Genomic DNA, 20,971 nt, shown 5'->3' with positions numbered 1-20,971 from the left:
CGTCCGGGACGCCGACAGGTCATGGAGCCGTCGGCCTGTCGTGGCCGCCGCGCCCATGGTCGCCGAGACCGGTGGGCGTTGCGCGAGCTCGAGTCGCGGATCCTCGGCCACGACGAGCGGCTGCGCGGACGTGCCGCACCGGAGCAGGCGCCGCCACGCCGTCCGAGCGGGACGGTGACCTTCGGCATCGCGCAGGTCGCCCACTCGGCGTCCGGCTGGGCGACGCATCGGGCGGCGGCCGCGCCGATGGCCCGCCTGGACCAGCTCGTCCGGGCGGCGGCGGACCGGCACGGTGGCCACGTCTTCGCCACCGACGACGAGTCGGTCGGGGTGGCCTTCCACCGAGCCGATGACGCCGCCGCGTGGGCGGCACGGCTGCAGCGGGCGGCTGCCGGCGAACGCCGGCCGGACGGCGCCGAGCCAGGCGTGCGGATCGGCCTGCACTCCGGAGAGTCCGAGGAAGTGGCCACGGGGTACGTCGGTGCCGCGGTGGATATGGCCGCGCGTATCGCCGCCGCCGGCCATGGTGGACAGACCCTGGCTTCGGGGGCGACGGCCGGCCTTCTGGACCGGAGCGACCTGCACGATCTCGGGTGGTTCTGCCTGGACGGCGCTCCGGGCGACCAGCGCATCGTCCAGATCGGCGCGGGCGAGTACGCACCGATACGGCTGACCGGGATCCGGCGGGGCCACCTACCCCTTCGCGTGGGCCGCCTCATCGGCCGCGACGGGGACCTGCGGGCCGCCTCCGACGCGCTCGCGCGGTCCTCAGTCGTGACCTTGGTGGGACCGGGAGGGATCGGCAAGACCCAGCTCGCGCTGGCGGCGGCCCGCACGGCGGCAGCCGGTCACGGATGGGACGGGTGGCTGATCGAGCTGGCGGAGATCGCATCGTCGGCCGACGTGCCCCGCGCGGTCGCCGACGTGTTGGGAGTCGCGCAGCGTCCGGGACACACCCTGACCCAATCGATCGTCGCGGTCCTGCGGTCGCGTCCGGCATTGTTGCTCATCGACAACTGCGAACACGTCATCGACGGCGCGGCCGAGCTCGTACAGGCCATCGTGGCGGGCTGCTCGCAGGTGCGCGTGCTGGCCACCGCACGGGAACGTCTCGCCGTCACAGGCGAACAGGTGCTGGTCGTGGGACCGCTGGATCCGGCCGCCGGCGCCGAGCTGTTCCATGCCCGTGCGCTCGCCGCCGATCGGACCTACGATGCGCGTGCGCATCATCGCTACGTCGAGGAGATCTGCCGGCGACTCGATGGCATACCGCTGGCCGTCGAGTTGGCCGCCGCCCGGACGATAAGCCACCGGCCGGTCGACCTCGTCGCCCGGCTCGACGATCGTCTCCGGGTGACCGGTGGCCGCCGGACCGGCGCCGCACGGCATCGCACGCTGCGGGCGGCCGTCCAATGGTCCTACGACCTGCTCACGCCCGCCGAGCGAACACTGTTCCAACGCCTGTCCGTCTTCAACGCACCGTTCGACCTCAGCGCGGCGGAAGCCGTCGCCGACGAGCAGGACGTCGACGACCTTCTGGGCGACCTGGTCGAGCGGTCGATGGTCACCGTCGCCTTCGGCCCGTTCGGCCGGCGTTTCCGGCTGCTGGAGACCATGCGCCAGTTCGCCGCCGAGCACCTGCGTGAGCATGGGCATACCGACCTGGCCGCCGGGCGCCACGCGCGTTGGTGTCTGCGCGAAGTCACCCACATTCACCGCCTGCTCACGGGCCCGAGCGAGATCGAGGGCGTCGCTCGCCTCGGCGACCTCTGGGCGAATCTGCGTGCGGCCGTCACGTGGGCGTGTGCGGCCGCAGACCCGCGGCTGGCCGACGCGCTGGTCCGGCCGGTCGTTACGGAACTCCCCCTGCGGGGGGCGGCAGGAGATCGGCGTCTGGGCCGAGCACATCCTGGCCACGACGCCGGCGGAGGACCAGGAAAGCCAGGATGTGCGTGCCTTCTGGCTCGTCTGGATCGCCGAGCGCCACACCCAGAACGCCAACCCGGCGGGCTACCGCCACGTGGCGGACCGGTGCGGCGAACCGGGCCGGCCGCTGAGCCGCTATGCGCAAGCGTACGCATCCGGCGACGGCGAGGCCCTGCGGCGGTACCTGCCGGACGCCGTGGCCGATCTACGCCGCCAGGATGAGCAGTATCTGGCGGCGTTCCTCGAAATGACGTCGGCGGGGCCGCTGCTGGGCATCGGGCGTTTCGAGCAGGTCGATACGTCGGTCTCGGCCCTGGCGGATCGGTATCGGATCCACGGTCCGCCGACCCTCCTGCACTGGGCGCTGCAAACCCTCGGCTACTCCGCCTCGTTCCAGCGCCGGCACGACGAGGCCGAACGGTATTTCGACGAGGCGGCCCGTGTCGACCTCCCCACGGGCACGCTGTCGGCCAACAAGGCCACCGAAGCCCGATCCGCGTTCCGGCGAGGCGACCGGCTGCGAGCCTTTCGGCTCCTCCGGTCCCACATCGACGAACTGGTCGAGACCGACAACGTGATCGCCGCCAGCGTCATCTGCATCGAATTCATCAACATGATGGCCGCGATCGACCGGACCGCCGAGGCGGCCCACATGCTCAGGTATCTTGAGACGGCTAACGACTTCGGCGCCCTGGCCGCCGGGACTCTCGTCACCGAAGCCGTCGACAAGATCGCTGCCAGCGTCGGGCGCGATTCAGATCCGACGCCGGCATCCGTGCGCCACATCGACGACCGCGCCGCCCTCATATACATGCGTGACGTTCTCGTAGGACTCGCTCGGCCTGACGCGCAGCCCCAAACCTCTGCCGGTTGACCCCACAGATCTTGCAGGCGACGAGGGACGGCCATCACCTGACACCGGCCAGCCGGCTCCTGGGCACGGTGGCCGGCTCCAGCACGAGCTCGAACCAGACCCTGTTGGCTCCCGCCTCCCGGATCAGGCCCCAGCGGTGTGCCAGCGCCTCCACCAGGGGAAGGCCGCGGCCTCCGGTGGCGTCCGCCGAGGTGCGGCACACGCAGGGAGCGCTGGAGGACCCCTCGTCCTGGACGCAGACCCGCACGGCGTCGGCCGAGCAGAGCACGGTGACGGTGAACGCCCCGCCGTCCCCCGACCGGGAGTGGACCACCGCGTTCGTGGCGATCTCGCTGGTCAGCAGTACGCAGTCGTCGTGGAGGGGATGGTCGCGCCCCAGGGTCACCGAGATCAGCCGACGGGCTCGCACCACCTGGTCGGGAGAGCCCGCCAGGCGGAGAATCCATTCGCTGCCGTCGTACTCCGACGAATCCATCCGCCCCTCCGATGCCGTTCGCGCCTTTGGAAGGACGCGGGGCTCCGGAAGGTAGATGTCTCGGAAAAGTATGAATGGGATCCCTTACCGGATAGGCAGGTCGGGCTTGCCAGGACGACCTTCGCCTGCGTGCCCGCACCTGCCGCCCCGTGCGCCGCCACCCGTCACAGCCGGTGCCAGCGTGCCTGGAGGAAACAGTAGGCCGCGAACAGCAGCAGACCGATCGCGACGACCCCGAGGAGCCACGGCCCGGCGGGGGTGTCGGTCAGTGCGCGCAGCGTCGAGTCGACGCCCTTGGCCTTGTCCGGGTCGTAGGTGACGGCGGCCTGGATGACGAAGGCCCCGGCGACGGCGGCGATCACGCCGCGGGCGATGTAGCCGGCCATGCCGAGCTTCTCGGCGAGCCGGCGCGCCTTCGGGGGCATCTCGCCGGTGCGCAGGTCCTCCAGGAACCTCTTCTTCCAGCCCTTGTAGGCCCAGTAGGCGCCCAGGGCGATCAGCCCCAGCCCGACCAGGCCCACGATGATCTGCCCGCCGGGCAGGTCCATCAGCTTGGCGGTGAGGTCCTTGGAGCTCTTGTCGGTCGAGCTGCCCGCGTCGCCGCGCAGCAGGAGGCCGAGCAGCGTCGCCACGATCAGTCCGTAGACCACCGCGTGTGCCGCCGCTTCGACCCGCTTCTTGGCCTCGCCGCGGCCGATGACCGCCTCGGAGAGCTGCCAGAGGGTCAGGGCGACGAAGCCGACGACCATCAGCCAGAGCAGCACCGTGCCGAAGGGCTGCTCGGCCACCGTCTCGACCGCTCCGGTCTTGTCGGCCTCCTTGCCCCCGCTCCCGCCGCCGAAGGCGATCTGCAGGGCCAGGAACCCGATCAGCCCGTAGAGGACGCCGCGGCAGGCCAGTCCGAGACGGGCCAGCCTGTCCAACGTCTGACTGTTCGCCGCTCTGCGCGCGGCGCCTTCCAGCTGTGCCTGTGCGCTGTTCATAACAGTGCGCTCTTACCTGGTAAAGGCCCGGCAAACCTCAGCTCTCGGGCATCACACTCGAAAACCTCAGCTCTCGGGCATCACACCCGGAAACCTCAGCTCTCGGGCATCACACCCGGAAACCTCAGCTCTCGGGCATCGCGTCCAGGCGCCGCAGGATGACCCCCTCGCGCAGCGCCCACGGGCACACCTCCAGCTCCCCCACCCCGAACAGGTCCATCGTGGCGTCGGCGACGATCGCCCCGGCCGGCAACTGCGGCGCCCGACCGTCCGACACGCCGGGCAGCTCCGCCCGCTCCCGCACATCCATCCTGACCAGCCGGTCGGTCCACTCGACCAGGTCGGCGTGCCTGAGTACCCGGCGGGTGTTCGGGCCCTCGTGCGAGGGCGCGGCCCCGGCGATCCTGGCGAGCTGCCGGAACGTCTTGGAGGTGGCCACCGCGTGGGTGGCCTGGCCGTACCGGGCCACGTCGCCCACGACGCGGGCGATCTCCGTCCGCACGTGCCTGCGCAGCGCCCGCACCTCGTCGGCCGGGGGCGGGTCGGCGGTGAAGCAGTCGCGGGTGAGCCGCCCGGCGCCCAGCGGCAGCGACACCGCCACATCCGGCTGCTCGTCGATCCCGGACGCGATCTCCAGCGACCCCCCGCCGATGTCCAGCACCAGCAGCCGTCCCGACGACCATCCGAACCACCGCCGCACGGCCAGGAAGGTCAGCCTGGCCTCGTCCTGGCCGGACAGCACCTCGATGTCCACCCCGGCGCCGGCCTTGATCCGGCCGAGCACCTCCTCGCCGTTGACCGCCTCCCTGACCGCCGAGGTGGCGAAGGCCATGAGGTCCTCGACCCCCTTGTCCTCGGCCAGCCGCAGGGCCTCCTCGACGAACTCCCGCAACCGCGCGGCGCCCCTCTCGGAGAGCCGGTTGCCGTCTTCCATGTGCTCGGCGAGCCTCAGCTCCTCCTTGTGGGAGTAGGCGGGCAGCGGTCGAGCCCCCCGATGTGCGTCCATCACCAGCAGATGCACCGTGTTGGAACCAATGTCGAGAACGCCCAGTCGCATGGGATGAAGTTACTACCGTTCCAGAGCGTCTCCCGCCGGGGCGAGGGGAGGGCGCAGGCCGTCCGGCAGGTGCCGACGGACTGCTGACGGACGCCGCCGGCGTCCGGGCGAGAGGCAGGCTCGTGCTCCGTGTCGCGCGCCGGCCGACGGCCGGCAACGATCACGTCGGCGGTGAGCCGGTCGGCCGCGGCCCGGGGCGGCCAGGGCGGCGAGGGCGACCGGGGCGGCGGGGATACGCCAAACACCTTGGGGGTACAGAACCATCAAAAAGGATGAAAGGCGCAAATATGGACAAAACTCGCGGGCCTACTATCGGACTCCTGGGTTCGTACGGCGGCCGCAATGTAGGGGACGAGGCCATCCTGACCAGCATCCTGGCCAGCATCCGCCAGGGGCGCCCGGACGCCTCGACGGTGGTGTTCTCCCGCACTCCGGAACACACCCGCACCCATCACCCAGGTGTCGAGGTGGTGGGGTGGGAAGGGGTCAGCCGCGAGCCGGCCTCACAGATCGTGGCCCGGCTGGACGTGCTGGTCCTCGGCGGAGGCGGCATCCTCTACGACACCGAGGCCCGCCGGTACCTGCGGCTGGTCCGGCTCGCCCAGGAGCAGAACATCCCCGTCTTCGCCTACGCCCTGGGCGCCGGACCGCTCACCGACCGCCTGGACTGCATGATGGTGCGTGAGACGCTCACCGCCGCGGCCACGATCACCGTCCGCGACGAGGAGTCCCGGCTGGCACTGGAGGACGCCGGGGTGATGGGCACGATCATCGTCACCGCCGACCCGGCACTCCTGCTCCAGGAGGAGGAGTTCGGCCATGACCTGCTGCGCGCCGAGGGGGTGCCGGAGGCCGGACGGCTGGTCGGCATGAGCGTGCGCGAACCCGGCCGCGCCGCCGAGCACCTCGACGCGCAGGGCTACCACGAGCTGCTCGCACACGTCGGGGACTTCCTGGTCAGCCGGCTCGACGCCCACGTCGTCTTCGTCCCGATGGAGCGCGACGACATCCGGCACTCACACGCGGTGCTGTCCCACATGAACGCCGCCGAGCGCTGCCGCGTGCTGCACGGCAACTACCGGCCGCGCCAGATCCTCGGCCTGGTGCGGCATCTGGACATGGTGGTCGGCATGCGGCTGCACTTCCTGATCTTCGCCGCGCTGCAGGGCGTGCCGCTGCTGCCACTCCCCTACGCCGGGAAGGTCTTCGACTTCGCCCAGCAGCTGGGGGCGCCGGCCCTGCGGGGGGTGGTCAGGGAGGCCGCCGGTCCGCTGCTGGCGGAGGTCGACCGGGTATGGGACGAACGTCCCGCCCACCGACAGCGGATCAACGCGCGCACTCCGGCCCTGCGCGCCCGTGCCGCCTCGACGGCGGAACACTTCCTGTCACAGCTCGACCTCATCGCGCCGCACACGCCCGTGTGGGACCGGACCGCCTAGGACCCCGCGCGGGTGCGGGAGACCGGAAGCACCAGGGATGGGCCAGCCGCCACCGGAGCAGCGGGAACACCCGCACAGCGCCCCGTCGCCGAAGGCGATGTGGACCCCGCTGCGTCATCGCCTGTTCCGCGCGCTGTGGATCGCGCAGCTCGTGGCCAACACGGGCACGTGGATGCAGACCGTCGGCGCGCAGTGGCTCATGGGCGATCTGGGCGGTGGCGCGCTGGCCATCGCCCTCGTGCAGACCGCCACCACGCTGCCGGTCTTCCTGCTGGTCGTCCCCGCCGGAGCGCTGGGCGACATCCTCGATCGACGCCGCCTGCTGCTGGCCAGTCAGGTCGTCACCTTCGCCGGGGCGGCGAGCCTCGCCGCGCTGACCGCCGCCGGAATCATGACGCCGTCGCTCCTGCTCGCCCTGACCGGCACGATGGCCGTCGGGCAGGCCTTCGCCATGCCCACCTTCCAGGCGATCCAGCCGGAGCTCGTCAGCCTGGACGAGATCCCGCAGGCCGCGCTGCTCAACGGGGCCAACGGCAACGTCGCGCGAGCCGTCGGTCCCGCGCTCGGCGGCGTGCTCATCGCCCTCGCCGGGCCGGCGGCGACGTTCGCCCTCAACGCGCTGTCCTTCCTCGGCGTCATGCTCGTGCTGTTCGTCTGGAACCGGCCCCCCGACCACCGGCCTCTGGGCGCCGAGCACATCCGTGACGCGGTCCGCGCGGGCGCCCGCTACGTCCGCAGCGCCCCGGAGTTCGCCTCGGTCCTGTTGTGCGCGGTGATGTTCACCTTCTGCGCGAGCGGGATGTGGGCCCTGCTGCCCGCGCTCGCCCGCGACCCTCTCGGTCTCGGCGCCGGCGGCTACGGCCTGCTGCTGGCCGCGGTCGGTTTCGGCGCGGTCGCGGGCGCGGTCGCGCTCCCCGCGGTCCGCGCCCGGGCGGGGCCGAACACGGTCGTCGCCGCCTCGACGATCGGCTACGCCCTGGCGATGATCGTCGTCGGCACGGTGACGACCGTGCCCGTCGTCATCACCGCCCTGGTCGGCGCGGGCCTGGCCTGGATCGCCGTGCTGTCGACGCTGGGCGCCTCGGCCCAGCTCCTGCTGCCGGAGTGGGCCCGCGCACGGTCGCTCGCCTATTACCAGCTGGTCTTCATGGGCGGGCAGGCGGTGGGATCGCTGGTGTGGGGAACGGTCGCCGAACGGCTGAACCTGCCGGTCGCCTTCGTGGTGCCGGCCGCCGTACTGATCCTCGGCACGCCGGTCGGCGCGCTGCGGATACCGCTGCCTAAGGGCGGTCTGGACATGCGTTCGGTACGTCACTATCCCGAGCCGCCCGAGGACATGGAGCACGACAGGGGGCCGCTGCTGGTCGTGGTCGAATGGCGCGTCGGCACGGAGAACGCCGAGGCGTTCCTGGAGGTGATGCGGCAGGTCGGCCGGGCCAGACGGCGCACCGGGGCGACGATGTGGAGTCTCTTCGAGGACATGGAGGAGCCGACCCTCTACGTCGAGACGTTCACCGTCCAGACGGCGCAGGAGCATCTGCGCCAACACCTCGAGCGGGGCACGGCCATGGACCAGGAGCTCGACCTGCGGGCACTGCGGCTGGTCATGGAGGGCACCTTCCCCTACGTGCGCCACCTGATCTGGGCCTACGCGCCCCGACCCGGCCAGGAGATGGAGGAGCCCCAGTTCAAGTCGTTGATATCGCTGCTGCGGCCCCGGTGAGGGCCGCGCGGCGGGGCCGTCTCAGGCGGACTTCTCGGGGCGCTCCCATCCGTGATCGGGCTCCTCGCGCGGCACCAACGTCGGGTTGACGTTGTCGAGCACGGTGTCGCGGTCGACCACGACGCGGGCCACGTCGTCCCGGCTCGGCACCTCGTACATCACATCGAGCAGGACCTCTTCGAGGATCGCGCGGACCGCTCGGGCGCCGGTGCGGCGAAGCAGCGCCTGTTCGGCGATCGCGCCGACGGCGGCCTCGGTGAACACCAACTCGACGCCGTCGAGCTCGAAGAGCCTCCGGTACTGCTTGAGCAGCGCGTCGCGCGGCTCGGTGAGGATCCGCACCAGCGCCGCCCGGTCCAGCGAGCGGACGGCCGACACCACCGGGAGCCGGCCGACGAACTCCGGGATCAGCCCGAACTTCAGCAGGTCCTCGGGCATGACCTCGGCGAAGGCGTCCCCCCTCTCTCCGTCCTGCCCGGACCGCCCGGACCGCCCGGCGTGGATCGCGGCGCCGAAGCCCGCGCCGCCGCGGCCGGTCCGCCGCTCGATGATCTTTTCGAGGCCGGCGAAGGCGCCCCCCGCAGATGAAGAGCACGTTGGTGGTGTCGATCTGGATGAACTCCTGGTGAGGATGCTTGCGTCCGCCCTGGGGCGGCACGCTCGCGGTGGTGCCCTCCAGGATCTTCAGCAGGGCCTGCTGCACGCCCTCGCCGGAGACGTCCCTGGTGATCGACGGGTTCTCGCTCTTACGAGCGATCTTGTCCACCTCGTCGATGTAGACGATGCCGGTCTCGGCCCTCTTGACGTCGTGGTCGGCGGCCTGGATCAGCTTGAGCAGGATGTTCTCGACGTCCTCCCCGACGTAGCCGGCCTCGGTGAGGGCGGTGGCGTCGGCGATGGCGAACGGGACGTCGAGCATCCGGGCGAGCGTCTGGACGAGGTGGGTCTTACCGCAGCCGGTCGGGCCGAGCAGCAGGATGTTGGACTTGCCCAGCTCGACCGGCTCCTGCTTGGCGGCGTGCCGCCCGTTCCCGCCGGCTCCGGGCCGGATGCGTTTGTAGTGGTTGTAGACCGCCACCGCGAGCGTCTTCTTGGCCTCGTCCTGCCCGATGACGTACTGCTCGAGGAATTCGTGGATCTCCCGCGGTTTCGGCGGTTCTTTCAGCCCTCCCCCGGAGTCCTCCTCGAGCTCCTCCTCGATGAGCTCGTTGCAGAGTTCGACGCACTCGTCGCAGATGTGGACACCGGCCGGGCCCGCGATGAGCTTGCGGACCTGCTTGTGACTCTTTCCGCAGAACGTGCACCTCAGCAGGTCGCCACCGCCACCGATGCGTGCCATGTGGACGTCTCCTCAACGGTTGTGCGGGCCGGGGCCCGCGACCAGGTCGGGTTCGGGTGTCAGAGGGTCACGGGCAGCGCCGCCAGGCGCCAGGTGCCCGGGTCGGGGATGTGCCCGGCGCCGTGCGAGGCGCCGGCGAGCGCCAGGTCGGGCAGGCGCCGCAGCAGCGCGGTGAGCGCGATCTCGGTCTGCGCCCGGGCCAGCGAGGCTCCGAGACAGAAGTGCGGTCCGTGGGCGTATCCGAGATGCCCTGGCGCTCCCGGGGCGCGGCCGATGTCGAAGCGGTCGGGGTCGGCGAACACACGCGGGTCGCGGTTGGCGGAGACGATGGCGGCGGTGACGGGTTCGCCCTCGCGGATCAGCACGCCGCCCATCTCGACGTCCTCTCGCGGGTGGCGGGGAATGGTCAGGAGCTGCGGCCCGCACCAGCGCGTCAGCTCCTCCACGGCCTGGGGCATGAGGCCGGGGTCCTCGCGCAGCGCGGCGAGCTGGTCGGGGTGACGGAGCAGGGTGTCAACGGCGTTGGCGATGAGGTTCGTCGGCGTCTGCCCGGCGAGGACCAGATGCCAGACGAAGGTGACCAGCTCGGTGTCGCCGAGCCGGTCCCCGTCGTCGGCCTGGGCGCGGATGAGATCGGAGATCAGGTCGTCGCCGGGCTCGGCCCGTCGATGCACGACCGCCGCCTCGGCGCCTTCCATGATGCCGGGGATGGCGTCGGCGAAGGCCTGGCCCCAGCCGGCCGCGACGGCGGCGCCGTACTCCCGCCAGCGGGGGCGGTCAGGCTCGGGAATGCCGACCAGCTCGCAGATCACGCCGATCGGCAGCGGTCGCGCGAAGTGCGCCAGCAGGTCCACCGAGCCGTCTTCGGCGTGGTCCGGCAGCTCGTCGAGCAGGTTGTCGACGATCGGTTCGATCCGCGGCCGGAATTCGGCGGTGCGGCGCGCGGTGAACGCCGGTGACACCAGTCCGCGTAGACGAGTGTGCTCCGGCCCTTCCATTTCCTGCATGGTCCGCATGTGGGCCAGGCAGTGCTCGGGGATGCCGGCAGGCCGTGTGAAGCTGTCGGCGCTGAGCCGGAACCGTGGGTCGCCCAGCATCGCCCTGGCGCCCTCGTGGCGCGTCAGGACCCACATCGGGCGCATGCCGGGAGCCAGCAGCCGCGCCAGCGGCGAGCGTTCCCGGGCGCGCCCGTAGACGGCGGCGGGGTCGCGCAGCACCTCGGGGTCGGTCAGGTCGATCTCGGGGACGCCGGTCTCAGCCGGTCTGACGTCGGTCACGGGCACTCCAGATTTCAGATGATGAGATCATATGCTCAGAACATATGTATGAGGACGGTATCTTGGACCGGCAGGAATGGGCAACGTCGGGACGAGGAGGACGATGGACCGGCTCACCAGGGCGGAAATGCAGGAGCGCAACCGCCTCAGGGTGCTGGCCGCCGCCGAGGACGAGTTCACCGAGAGGGGCTTTCGCGAGGCCAAGATCGACGGCATCGCCGAGCGCGCCGAGCTCACCCGCGGCGCGGTCTACTCCAATTTCCCCGGCAAACGAGCTCTCTATTTCGCCGTCCTGGCCGACCTCGCCGAGCGCGCGTCCGAGCCGCCGTGTTCGGAGCGGGAGCGCACCGTCCGTGAAGCGCTCAGCGCGTTCGCCCGTGCCTGGCTCGTCCGGCTCCCCCTCGCCGCAGACGAGCAGCACGGCTCGGCCCGGCTCGGGGTGGACCTGATGTCGGAGATCCTCATCGACGAACGGACGCGGCGGCCGTTCACCCAGCTGATGAAGCTCGACGCGATCCTGCTCGGGCTGGCCCTGGAGCGGCTGCGGCCGGCCGAGACGCCCGTCGGCCGCCTGGTGCGCGTGGCCGAGGCCACGCTCACGACCCTGTACGGCGCGAGTCAGATGGCCGCCGCCGCGCCCGGCTTCGTCGAGCCCTTCGACATCGTCAGCGTCTGCGAGCGGCTCGCGGACCTCGACCTGGGCGACACGTGGCAGCCCCCGCACATCCCCTACATTCCGCAGGCGCGGCCCACCGACGAACCCTGGTCCCCGCCGCCCGCCACGGACGTCATCGGCGGCCAGGCCGCGCGGCTCACCGGCGACGGTGTGGTGGCGGTTCTCGGCCTGCACCGTCTCGAAGCCTCCGAGGAGGCCCTGCGGGCCGCGTCGCCGGGGGCCACGGTCACCGCCGTCCTGGTCACCGGCGACCCCGGCGAGCTGGCACCGCTGGCGCGGCTGGCCGTCGCCGAGCTCCGCAACTGCCTGCGCCCGGCCTTCCCCCCCTGGGCATGGCCGCGCCTGCAGGTGGTCCACGACGAGTCCGGCGTCCTCGCCGCGGCGGCCGGCGTGCCCGCGGTCAGCGACGAGACCGAGGTCGCCGTCCGCGTCGAGGCGGGCCGGATCGTCGCCCGAGCCGACGGCCGTGGCGCGTGCCATGCCGCCGCGTCCGACGGCCGGCCCCCGGCCTGGCCGTAGACGCCTCACCGATAGCCGGCGAACCGCCTCGCCCGGCGGCCTCCGCCACCACCCCGGCGGGGCCGAGCCGGCCGGGGTCCCCGCGCAGGACGAGCAGGACGTTGGGGCGACCGGGATCACGGCCGGCCAACGAGGCTCCCCGTTCGCACCGGGGTGCCGCCGGCCGCCGAGGCGTAGGCGGCCAGCACGACCTCCAGCACATGCCGCCCGTGCGCGCCGCCCACCGCGGGTTCGCGGCCGTTGCGCACGGCGCCCGCGAAATCGGTGAGCTGGGCGGCGAAGGCCGCCGGGATGTCGTCGGGATCCGGCCGATGCAGCCAGGCGGTCTCGCCGTCCTTGTGCAGCGCCGTGCCGAGGTGGGGGGAGATCGACAGCGTGCCGTTCCGCCCGACCACGACGACCTCGTCGTGCGGGGCCGGCGGCCCCGTGCTGGTCACGGCGACCTGCGCGGTCAAGCCGCCGGACAGGGTCAGCCTGACCAGCGCGTCGGTCTCGATCGGCGAGCCGTTCAGGGAGGCGTCCACCCGCTCGGCCCGGCGGCCGGACAGCCACAGCAGCCGGTCCACGCAGTGCGCGCCGATGTTGATGAACACGCCGCCGCCGGAGACCTCCGGGTCGAGGAACCAGCCGGGCCGCGAACCCGGCCGGTAGTCGGAGCCGCGCCGGTCGGACATCAGCAGCGGCCCGCCGATCTCTCCGGCTGCCAGTGCGGCCATGGCCGCGACCTTGTCGGGCAGGAAGCGCTGAATGTGCCCGACGGCCAGCCGTACCCCGGCGGCGGCACAGGCGTCGATCATCAGATCGCAGTCGGCCAGCGAGGTGGCCATGGGCTTTTCGACCAGGACGTGCAGGCCGGCCGCCGCCGCGTCGCACACGATCGCGGTGTGCAGCGCGTGCGGGGTGTTGACCAGGACCGCGTCCACCTCACCCGAGGCCACCAGGTCGCGGTGGTCGGCGTAGGCCGGCGCGCCGTGGGGCTCGGCGACCCGGCGCGCGGCATCCGGGTTCAGGTCGCAGACCGCGCCCACCCGCAGGCCGCGCACCCGCAGCGACGCCTCGGCGTGCAGCGCGCCGACGGCGCCCGCGCCGATCAGGCCCAGACGGAGTTCAGTCACTTGTCATCTCTCCCGAGGAGGCGCCGCATGATCGGCGCACGACGATGCCGGGGCGGAGCCGTACCCGGTGCATGGGCAGGTCCGGCTCGCGCAGGCGGCGGAGCAGGAGCTCGGCCGCGTGACGGCCGAGGTGACGCTTGGGCGGGGAGACGGCGGTGAGCGGCACCTCCGCCAGGTCGGCGATCTCGTCGTCATAGGCGACGATCGCCAGATCACCCGGTACGGCGAGGCCGGCCCGCCGGGCGGCCGAGACCACCAGGGTGGCCTCGCGGTCGCCGAAGCAGACCACGGCCGTGGAGTCCTCGGCGATGACGCGGCGCACCTGCTCGTCGGCGACCCTGGGACTCCACTCGCCCTGCGGCGCGGAGAACGGTTCGGCGGCCCGCAGGCCCAGGTCGGACACGGCCGCCGCGAAACCCTGGCCGACCGGCGCGCTGGTGGGGTTGCCCGAACGGGTGAGCAGGGCCAGCCGGGTGTGGCCGAGTGAGGCCAGATGGCGCACGGCCGCGTAGCCGCCGGCCTCGTGGTCGGTGCGGACGTGCTCGCTGGGGTCGTCCCCGCCGTCCAGACCGCGCTCGATCAACACGACGGGCACCGGCAGAGCGGTGAGGCGCTCGACGACGGCCAGGGGGTCGGCCCGCCCGATGAGCGTGGGAACGACGAGCAGGCCGTCCACACCGGAGTCGAGCATGCGCTTCAGCGCGGCCTCCTCCTCCACCGGCCGGTAGTGGGAACAGGCCAGCATCAGCCGCGCCCCGGCGGCGGCCAGCGCCTCCTCGATGCCCTCCAGGACCTTCGGATAGTAGAGCGTGGTGTCCGGCACGATGACGCCGACCAGCGCGGCCCCGCCCCGGACGGCCGGGGCATGCTCGGCCACGAAGGTGCCCGCTCCCTGTCGCCGGATCACGAGCCCTTCTTCGACGAGCTCGTCCACCGCCCTGCGGACCGTGGTGAGGCTGACCTCATGGGTGCGGGAGAGCTCCTGCTCGGTGGGCAGCTTCGCACCGGACGTCCAGACACCCGCGCGGATCTCCGCGCGGAGTTCGGTGGCGAGCCTGCGGAACTTCAGCTCCCGCGCATCCGGCATGGTCTCAGCCCTCATTTCACTGAACCGAGGGTCATGCCCTCGATGATCCGCCGGCGAAGGGGTGGATGCCGGAATCCTGGGCGCTTATTCATCTCTAAGTCAACACAATGAATTAGAGATGAATCCTGCGAATCGGGCGATTTTCCTGCGCCGGTAAGGCGATCAGAGCTAAAAAATCTTGAAGTACTTCTTTATTCATCACTTTTACCTACCGTTTGATACGGCTCATCCGACCCGCAAGGAGGAGCCGTGCTGGAGATCTCTCGTAGGACCGCGCTCAAGGCCGGAGCGGCGGGTGTGGCGGGAGCGGCGTTCCTGCCGCCCGGTACGGCGTCCGCCGTCGTGACCGCAGACCTGGAACAGCGGGCCTTGGCCATGACCCCGCCGGTCTTCCTGCTGGAAACCGCCGTCCCGCCGCAGATGACCGCCGGACAGGGCTCGAAGCTGAGCATCAGCGACCGGGCCGCGATCTGCGGAAGCCGCTCACTGCGCTGGGAGCACGGCCGCGCCTCCACCATCACGGTCAGCGGCCCCGTCGGCTTCGCCCCCGACCCCTACCGGCCGATGGACGACCAGGCCTGGCAGGGGACGGTGGACACCTTCTCGGTCTGGATCTTCAACGAGACCCCGGTGGACGACGTGGTCCGCTTCGAGTTCGGCCGTGGGAACCGGACCGACGCCTGGTTCGAGTTCCGGCTCGGCTTCACCGGCTGGCGGACGGCCTGGGTCCGCTACGACTACGACATGCACGGCCGGCCGCACCCCGGCATGGACACGCTGCGGATCATCGCGCCCGGCCGTACCGGAACACTCCACCTCGACCAGCTCATGCTCAACGTGGCGCTGCGGCCGGACGCCCCCACCCGCGACGCCCAGGTGCCGGACGTCGCCAGGGAGGGCGAGGACTACGACAACCAGCACTGGCAGGCGCTCTATCGCTACGACGACCTGCTGACCAAGGCCAGGCCGGACGCGACCGCGCCCTCGGCGGAGGAGACGGCATCGCTGCGCGCGCTGGTCGCCCGCTATCGAGACGAGTATCTCCTCCCGTCACCGGTGAAGGTGGACGACGCCTCGGTGGCCGCGCTCACCGGACAGGTCGCGGCGCTGGGCGTCCCGGAGGCGTCCGCGAGCGGGGTGGGCCGCCCGGTCCTCTCCTACCAGTCACAGATCTACCCGCCGGAGATCGCCTCCGAGCTCAAGACGTTCGTCGACGCGGTCACCCTGCGCGCCTACACCGACCTGATGAAAGCCGTGGCACTGGCCTTCGCCTCGGCCGGCGCGACGCACAGACCGGCGCTCGCCGCCCTCTACGTCCGGATGATCGCCCACCTGCGCGACCAGGGCTGGACCCGGGGAAGCTGCCAGGGCACCATCCATCACCTGGGCTACGACGCGCGCGGCTACTACGACTCGGTCTATCTCATGAAGGACGCGCTGCGCGAGGCCGGGCTGTTCGAGCAGGTCCGCGCCGACCTGGCCTGGCTGAGCGGGCTCGGCCGGATCTTCCGGGGCTGGAAGCACCGCATGGCCTACGGCAGCGTCGCCGACATCCTCAACACCACTTTCCGGGGGATGCTCGCGGCCGTGCTGCTGGGCGACACCGAGGCCGAGCAGATCACCTACCTCCGGGCACTGCGCGACTGGCTGAACCGGGCGCTGCTGCCCAGCGCGGGTATCCAGGACGGCCTCAAGACGGACGGGGCCACCTTCCACCACGTCGGCTTCTACCCCGACTACGCCCGTGACGGCTTCACCGGGCTGGCCCCGCTGGTCTACGTGCTCAGCGGCGGAGTGTTCCGTCTGGCCCCGGACTCCCACGCCTCGCTCAAGCGGGCCGTCCTGGCCATGCGCGTCTACGCCAACAAGAACCACTGGCCCATCTCCATCAGCGGGCGCAATCCCAGCGGGCTGACCGCCCTGTCGCTCGTCCCCTACCAGTGGCTGGCGATCTCCGGCACCCCTGACGGCTCCGGCGACGTGGACCCCGAGATCGCGGCCGCGTTCCTGCGCCTGCTGCCCGCCGCGCCGAGCACCCAGCAGAAGCAGCTCGCCGCACGGCTGGCGGCGCGCGGTATCGTCGCCGAACCCGACCCCAACGGCAACTGGACGATCAACTACGCCGCCCTGGCCGTGCACCGGCGGGAGAAGTGGCAGGTCACCGTACGCGGACACAACCGCTATCTGTGGAGCACGGAGATCTATCAGGGGGCGAACTGGTACGGCCGCTACAACACCTACGGCCAGATCCAGGTGCTGCACCGGGGCGACCCGGTCGGCAACGCCGACAGTGGCTACGCCCAGGCGGGCTGGGACTGGAACCGCAGGCCGGGCACGACCGTCGTCCACCGGCCGCTGGAGGAGCTCCGGGGCGACCTGACCGGGGCGATCGAGGAGATGCTGCTCACCGACTCGCGCTTCGGCGGGGCGCACACCATCGACGGCCGCAACGGCATGTTCGCGATGGAGCTGCGCGAGCACCCGAAGTACGAGGGCTCACATCGCGCGCTGAAATCGGTCTTCCTGTTCGACGACCGGATCGTGGCCGTCGGCACCGGGATCCGGAACGACTCCCCGCAGGAGACCGAGACCACGCTCTTCCAGACCCGCCTGCCGAGCCAGACGGCTCCCACCTACGTCGACGGGGTCGAGCCGGTCGTGGCCTTCCCGCACGACGCGCCGGATCTCACACCGCGCTGGCTGCTCGACGACAAGGGCATCGGCTACCATCTGGCTCCCGGGCAGAGGGTCGGGCTGACGCGCTCCACCCAGACTTCGCGCGACAACGCGACCGAAGCCCCGACCAGCGGCGACTTCGCAACCGCCTGGATCAAGCACGGTGCCGCGCCGCGGAACGGCGGCTACTGCTACGCCATGGTCGTCGACACCACCCCCGAGCGCATGGCCGCGTTCGCCGACGCGATGACCGACCCGGCGCGCGCGCCGTACGTCGTGCTCCGCGCCGACACCTCCGCGCACGTGGTGAGCGACCGGGCGACCGGGATCACCGGTTACGCGGTCTTCGTCCCCTCGGAACTGGCCGAGGGACCGGTGCGCGAGGTGGACACGCCGTCCATGGTGCTGACCAGAAAGGACGGCGACGACGGCCTGGTGCTGGCGGTGTGCGACCCCGACCTGCGGCTCTACAGTGGAATCGACCACGACCAGTACGAGCGCGGCCGGTATGTCGGCCACTACAGTCCCTGGTCACGGACATGGCTGACCAGCCCGAGCCACCCCCACCGGATGCGGGTGACCCTGGAGGGGCGCTGGCGCGCGGACGGCGACCAGCCGTGCACGGTGCGGGCACGGCATGAGCGGACCGTGGTCGAGTTCGAGACCGTTGACGGACGGCCGATCCAGGTACGCCTGCTCCCGGGGTGACACGCGTCGTCTTCTGGGCGGTCTTCTGGGCGGTCTTCTAGGCGGTCTTCTAGGCGGTCTTCTGGGCCACGGCCGGCCGCACCGGCCGGCCGTGGCCCTTCTTCGAGGGCCGCTCTCGCCGGGCCGCAGGAACCGCCCGGGCGGGCAGCGGGCCGGGCGGGCAGCGGGCCGGGCGGGCAGCGGGCCGGGCGGGCGGACCCCGGCGCCGCGTGGATTGATGCCGGTTTCTCGACGTGCGAGTCTCGAAGACGATGACGCGGCGAAGATGACGCGTCAAAGGAGAAGGCGAGGGAGCACGGTATGAACCACCAGGAGCTTCAGCGGCGGTTCGCGAAGCTGACCACCGCTCATCTGGCGGATGCGTGCATTCGCGCCCGGCTTCCGGTGCGGTGCGCGCCCGCGCTCCTGCACGCGGTGGTGCCGGGCAGTCGTCTGGCCGGGCGTGTGTGCCCCGCCCGGCATGTCGGCAGCGTCGATGTCTTCCTGGAGGCGTTCGAAGGGGCCGCGGCCGGTGACGTACTGGTGGTCGACAACGGCGGGCGGCTCGATGAGGCCTGCGTCGGCGACCTGGTCGTCCTGGAGGCTCAGGCCGCCGGGCTGGAGGGGGTCGTGATCTGGGGACTGCATCGCGACACGGCCGACATACGGGCGATCGGGCTGCCGGTCTTCAGCATGGGAGCGATTCCGACCGGCCCGCTGCGCCTCGACGCCCGTCCCCAGGACGCGTTGGAGTCCGCCGCCGTGGGAGATTTGACGGTGGGGCGCGAGGAGGTGGTCCTGGGCGACGACGACGGCGTGCTCTTCATACCGGCCGCCCACGCCGAGGACGTCTTCACCCTTGCGGAGAGGATTCGCGACACCGAGCGAGGCCAGGCCGAGCAGATTCGCGCGGGCGTCTCCCTGCGCGGGCAGGTGCGGTTCGACACCTTCCTTTCCCAGCGCCGAAAGGTGCCCTCCCTGAGTTTCCGCGATCATTTGCGGGCCGTGGGCGGAGCCATCGAGGAGTGATCCGGCGCCGCGACGAGATCGTACGCTCCGCGTCGCCGTGCGGGCCGGGCCACGCGGCGCCGATCAGACCCCGACTCGCACGGCGACACACCTTGGCCGGTGTGACCGTTCACCGCGCCCTTCGGCGCAGGGTGTAAGGCGACCCGCCGGTCGGCTATTCCACGAGTTTGTGCAGCGCCATGATGACTCCCCCTGCCGTGCCGCAACCGCTCAGAACGGCCAGCGGGAGTAGAACGCCCCCCAGGAGAAGCAGGGTCGCGGCGCCGATGCCGGCCACCAGGCCGGTTGCGAGTATCACCGTGACCCGCAGGGATACCAACGATGAGCGCCGGGGTGCGCCGGAGTCGGACGGTTCGCCGGGTATGGTCATGACGGTTCCTCGGAGAAGAGGTCCAGACGGCTCCCCGTGCCAGCGGGGGGCCGTCGTCATGTGCGCGGCCGCGCCGTGTCCCCGGTGGGGACTAGTCGAAGCTATCGACGGTTCTTCGCCTGATCAACCAAGGAGAATCCATGGTATCGGCACACTATTCGCTCCTTTGTTCGATTGCCTCGCCGAGAGAGTAGGGCGACAAAAGCCCATAAATATGGTCAATACCTATGAAACTCTCGAGACGAGAAGCGCGAAGAGCGATCGCGAGCGCCGTCACTGCCTGACGATCTCCTCGACGCGCGTGGCCGTCCCGCTCTTGAGCGTCACCTTGGCGTAGACGTCCTTGCCCGCCTTGAGCGCCTTCTCAAGCTGCGCCGCGGTGCACTTGTGCGGGATCGCGCCCTTGTCGCAGATCGCTCCCTGCACGTCGAGCACCACCGCGTCCGGACGAAGCATGACCGGCTGGGCGTCACCCCCGTCCAACTGCACCGTGATCCAGCCCGGCTGCGTCAGTGTCACGCTGAGCGATCCGATCAGATCGACGGCGGGGCCCGTGTCCGTGGCCCCGTCACCCGGCGTCTCCGTCGCGTCCTCGGCGGAACCGGTCTCGGATTCCGCCGGAGACGGGGAGGCGGCGGCGCTCTCGGATTCCGCCGGAGACGGGGAGGCGGCGGCCGAGGGGGAGGAAGACGATCCGTCCTGCCCCGAGCAGGCGGAAAGACCGGCGACGAACACGGCTACCAGGAGAATGCGCGCTATCTTCAACGATCTACTCATAAGGCGCAACCATTTCACGGATCTCACCGAAACCGTGCGTTGGCGATCCGGTCGTCGGGTGCCAGGGATCCCAGAGGCGCCGGTCCGTCCGCGTCGGGACTTTCGACCCGTTTCCCGCCGCGGTACGCACCCGGGCGCCTGCCGCCTCGCCGTCGACCGCGCTGCTTGACGACGATCACCGGGCATGGAGCGCGATGGAGCGATCCCCTGCCCCCGCCCGTGGCACTGGGAATGTGGCACTCGGGACCTTGGTCCCTGGCGACGCCGCCACGAGGGGATTAACGTTCGGAGCATGATTCGTGTGTTCCTGGTCGACGATCACGAGGTGGTGCGCCGGGGTGTGGCCGCGCTGCTGGAGTCCGAGGGCGACATCGAGGTGATCGGCGAGGCCGGAACCGCGGAGTCGGCCATGGCCCGCATCCCGGCGCTGCGGCCGGATGTGGCGGTGCTGGACGTGCGCCTGCCCGACGGCAGCGGTGTGGACGTCTGCCGCGAGGTCCGCTCCCTGGTGCCGGAACTCGCCTGTTTGATGCTGACCTCCTTCGCCGACGACGACGCCCTGTTCACCGCGGTCATGGCGGGCGCGTCCGGTTACGTGCTCAAGCAGATCCACGGCTCGGACCTGGTCGGCGCGGTGCGGACGGTGGCGGCCGGGCAGTCGCTGCTGGACCCGCAGACCACCGCTTCCATGCTGGCCCGCCTGCGTGAGCAGGCCACCCGCAAGGACCCGCTGGCCGCCCTGTCGGAGCAGGAACGCCACATCTTGGAGCTGATCGGTGAAGGCCTGACCAACCGGCAGATCGGCGAGCGGCTCTATCTCGCCGAGAAGACCGTGAAGAACTACGTCTCCAACCTGCTGGCCAAGCTGAGCATGCAACGCCGCACCCAGGCCGCCGCCCTGGCCGCACGGCTGAAGGCCGACCGTCCGGAGTGAGACGCTCG

At 71.2% G+C, this 20,971-nt stretch carries 15 protein-coding genes and 1 pseudogene; 7 read left to right on the top strand and 9 right to left on the bottom strand.

Annotation, left to right across the window (positions count from 1 at the left end; all coding sequences use genetic code 11):
* Nucleotides 1-78 precede the first annotated feature (78 nt).
* Complete coding sequence (locus ACQPYK_RS16535) at nucleotides 79-2,148, top strand: ATP-binding protein (protein ID WP_433256144.1); 2,070 nt, start codon at nucleotides 79-81, stop codon at nucleotides 2,146-2,148.
* A gap of 686 nt (nucleotides 2,149-2,834) precedes the next feature.
* On the opposite strand, the gene ACQPYK_RS16530 is transcribed toward ACQPYK_RS16535, so the two are convergent.
* The 3 genes from ACQPYK_RS16530 to ACQPYK_RS16520 form a co-directional block, all read right to left on the bottom strand.
* Nucleotides 2,835-3,275: an ATP-binding protein gene (locus ACQPYK_RS16530; RefSeq protein ID WP_433256142.1), complete on the bottom strand. Its 441-nt coding sequence runs from the start codon at nucleotides 3,273-3,275 to the stop codon at nucleotides 2,835-2,837.
* 164 nt (nucleotides 3,276-3,439) lie between these two features.
* Nucleotides 3,440-4,258, bottom strand: coding sequence for a DUF1206 domain-containing protein (locus ACQPYK_RS16525; protein WP_433256140.1), 819 nt, complete (start codon nucleotides 4,256-4,258; stop codon nucleotides 3,440-3,442).
* 124 nt (nucleotides 4,259-4,382) lie between these two features.
* Nucleotides 4,383-5,315 carry a Ppx/GppA family phosphatase gene (locus tag ACQPYK_RS16520; protein WP_433256138.1) on the bottom strand — a complete coding sequence of 311 codons (933 nt, stop codon included), beginning with the start codon at nucleotides 5,313-5,315 and terminating at the stop codon, nucleotides 4,383-4,385.
* Between the two features lie 287 nt (nucleotides 5,316-5,602).
* Between ACQPYK_RS16520 and ACQPYK_RS16515 the strand changes: the two genes are divergently transcribed.
* The gene (locus tag ACQPYK_RS16515) at nucleotides 5,603-6,754 is read left to right on the top strand and encodes a polysaccharide pyruvyl transferase family protein (protein ID WP_433256136.1); all 1,152 of its coding nucleotides are present in this window, start codon (nucleotides 5,603-5,605) and stop codon (nucleotides 6,752-6,754) included.
* A gap of 37 nt (nucleotides 6,755-6,791) precedes the next feature.
* Nucleotides 6,792-8,477: an MFS transporter gene (locus ACQPYK_RS16510; RefSeq protein ID WP_433256134.1), complete on the top strand. Its 1,686-nt coding sequence runs from the start codon at nucleotides 6,792-6,794 to the stop codon at nucleotides 8,475-8,477.
* A gap of 21 nt (nucleotides 8,478-8,498) precedes the next feature.
* On the opposite strand, the pseudogene clpX reads toward ACQPYK_RS16510, so the two are convergent.
* Together clpX and ACQPYK_RS16500 are read right to left on the bottom strand one after the other, a co-directional pair.
* A pseudogene (clpX, locus tag ACQPYK_RS16505) lies at nucleotides 8,499-9,816 on the bottom strand (ATP-dependent Clp protease ATP-binding subunit ClpX).
* 59 nt (nucleotides 9,817-9,875) lie between these two features.
* Nucleotides 9,876-11,093 (bottom strand): cytochrome P450 family protein, encoded by a 1,218-nt coding sequence (locus ACQPYK_RS16500; RefSeq protein WP_433256132.1) that lies wholly within the window; start codon nucleotides 11,091-11,093, stop codon nucleotides 9,876-9,878.
* Between the two features lie 103 nt (nucleotides 11,094-11,196).
* On the opposite strand from ACQPYK_RS16500, the gene ACQPYK_RS16495 reads away from it, so the two are divergent.
* Nucleotides 11,197-12,288 carry a TetR/AcrR family transcriptional regulator gene (locus ACQPYK_RS16495; RefSeq protein WP_433256130.1) on the top strand — a complete coding sequence of 364 codons (1,092 nt, stop codon included), beginning with the start codon at nucleotides 11,197-11,199 and terminating at the stop codon, nucleotides 12,286-12,288.
* 116 nt (nucleotides 12,289-12,404) lie between these two features.
* Here the strand turns inward: ACQPYK_RS16495 and ACQPYK_RS16490 are convergent, their stop codons facing one another.
* Together ACQPYK_RS16490 and ACQPYK_RS16485 are read right to left on the bottom strand one after the other, a co-directional pair.
* Nucleotides 12,405-13,403 carry a Gfo/Idh/MocA family protein gene (locus ACQPYK_RS16490; RefSeq protein WP_433256128.1) on the bottom strand — a complete coding sequence of 333 codons (999 nt, stop codon included), beginning with the start codon at nucleotides 13,401-13,403 and terminating at the stop codon, nucleotides 12,405-12,407.
* Nucleotides 13,396-14,505 carry a GntR family transcriptional regulator gene (locus tag ACQPYK_RS16485; protein ID WP_433256126.1) on the bottom strand — a complete coding sequence of 370 codons (1,110 nt, stop codon included), beginning with the start codon at nucleotides 14,503-14,505 and terminating at the stop codon, nucleotides 13,396-13,398. The genes ACQPYK_RS16490 and ACQPYK_RS16485 overlap by 8 nt, the downstream gene beginning before the upstream one ends.
* Before the next feature lie 234 nt (nucleotides 14,506-14,739).
* On the opposite strand from ACQPYK_RS16485, the gene ACQPYK_RS16480 reads away from it, so the two are divergent.
* Together ACQPYK_RS16480 and ACQPYK_RS16475 are read left to right on the top strand one after the other, a co-directional pair.
* A complete protein-coding gene (locus tag ACQPYK_RS16480; RefSeq protein ID WP_433256124.1) occupies nucleotides 14,740-17,874 on the top strand; it encodes a chondroitinase family polysaccharide lyase in 3,135 nt (1,044 codons plus the stop codon).
* A gap of 300 nt (nucleotides 17,875-18,174) precedes the next feature.
* On the top strand, nucleotides 18,175-18,882 hold the full coding sequence (locus tag ACQPYK_RS16475) for an RraA family protein (RefSeq protein ID WP_433256122.1): 708 nt from the start codon (nucleotides 18,175-18,177) through the stop codon (nucleotides 18,880-18,882).
* 154 nt (nucleotides 18,883-19,036) lie between these two features.
* Here the strand turns inward: ACQPYK_RS16475 and ACQPYK_RS16470 are convergent, their stop codons facing one another.
* Complete coding sequence (locus tag ACQPYK_RS16470) at nucleotides 19,037-19,252, bottom strand: hypothetical protein (RefSeq protein ID WP_433256121.1); 216 nt, start codon at nucleotides 19,250-19,252, stop codon at nucleotides 19,037-19,039.
* A gap of 273 nt (nucleotides 19,253-19,525) precedes the next feature.
* The gene (locus ACQPYK_RS16465; RefSeq protein WP_433256119.1) at nucleotides 19,526-20,029 is read right to left on the bottom strand and encodes a hypothetical protein; all 504 of its coding nucleotides are present in this window, start codon (nucleotides 20,027-20,029) and stop codon (nucleotides 19,526-19,528) included.
* A gap of 292 nt (nucleotides 20,030-20,321) precedes the next feature.
* Between ACQPYK_RS16465 and ACQPYK_RS16460 the strand changes: the two genes are divergently transcribed.
* A complete protein-coding gene (locus ACQPYK_RS16460) occupies nucleotides 20,322-20,963 on the top strand; it encodes a response regulator (RefSeq protein WP_433256117.1) in 642 nt (213 codons plus the stop codon).
* Nucleotides 20,964-20,971 lie beyond the last annotated feature (8 nt).

Origin of the sequence: Streptosporangium sp. CA-135522 (assembly GCF_050949235.1) — a bacterium.
Taxonomy (GTDB): Bacteria; Actinomycetota; Actinomycetes; order Streptosporangiales; family Streptosporangiaceae; genus Streptosporangium.
The sequence above is the reverse complement of the archived record's forward strand: the minus strand, read 5'-3'. Positions and strand labels throughout refer to the sequence as shown.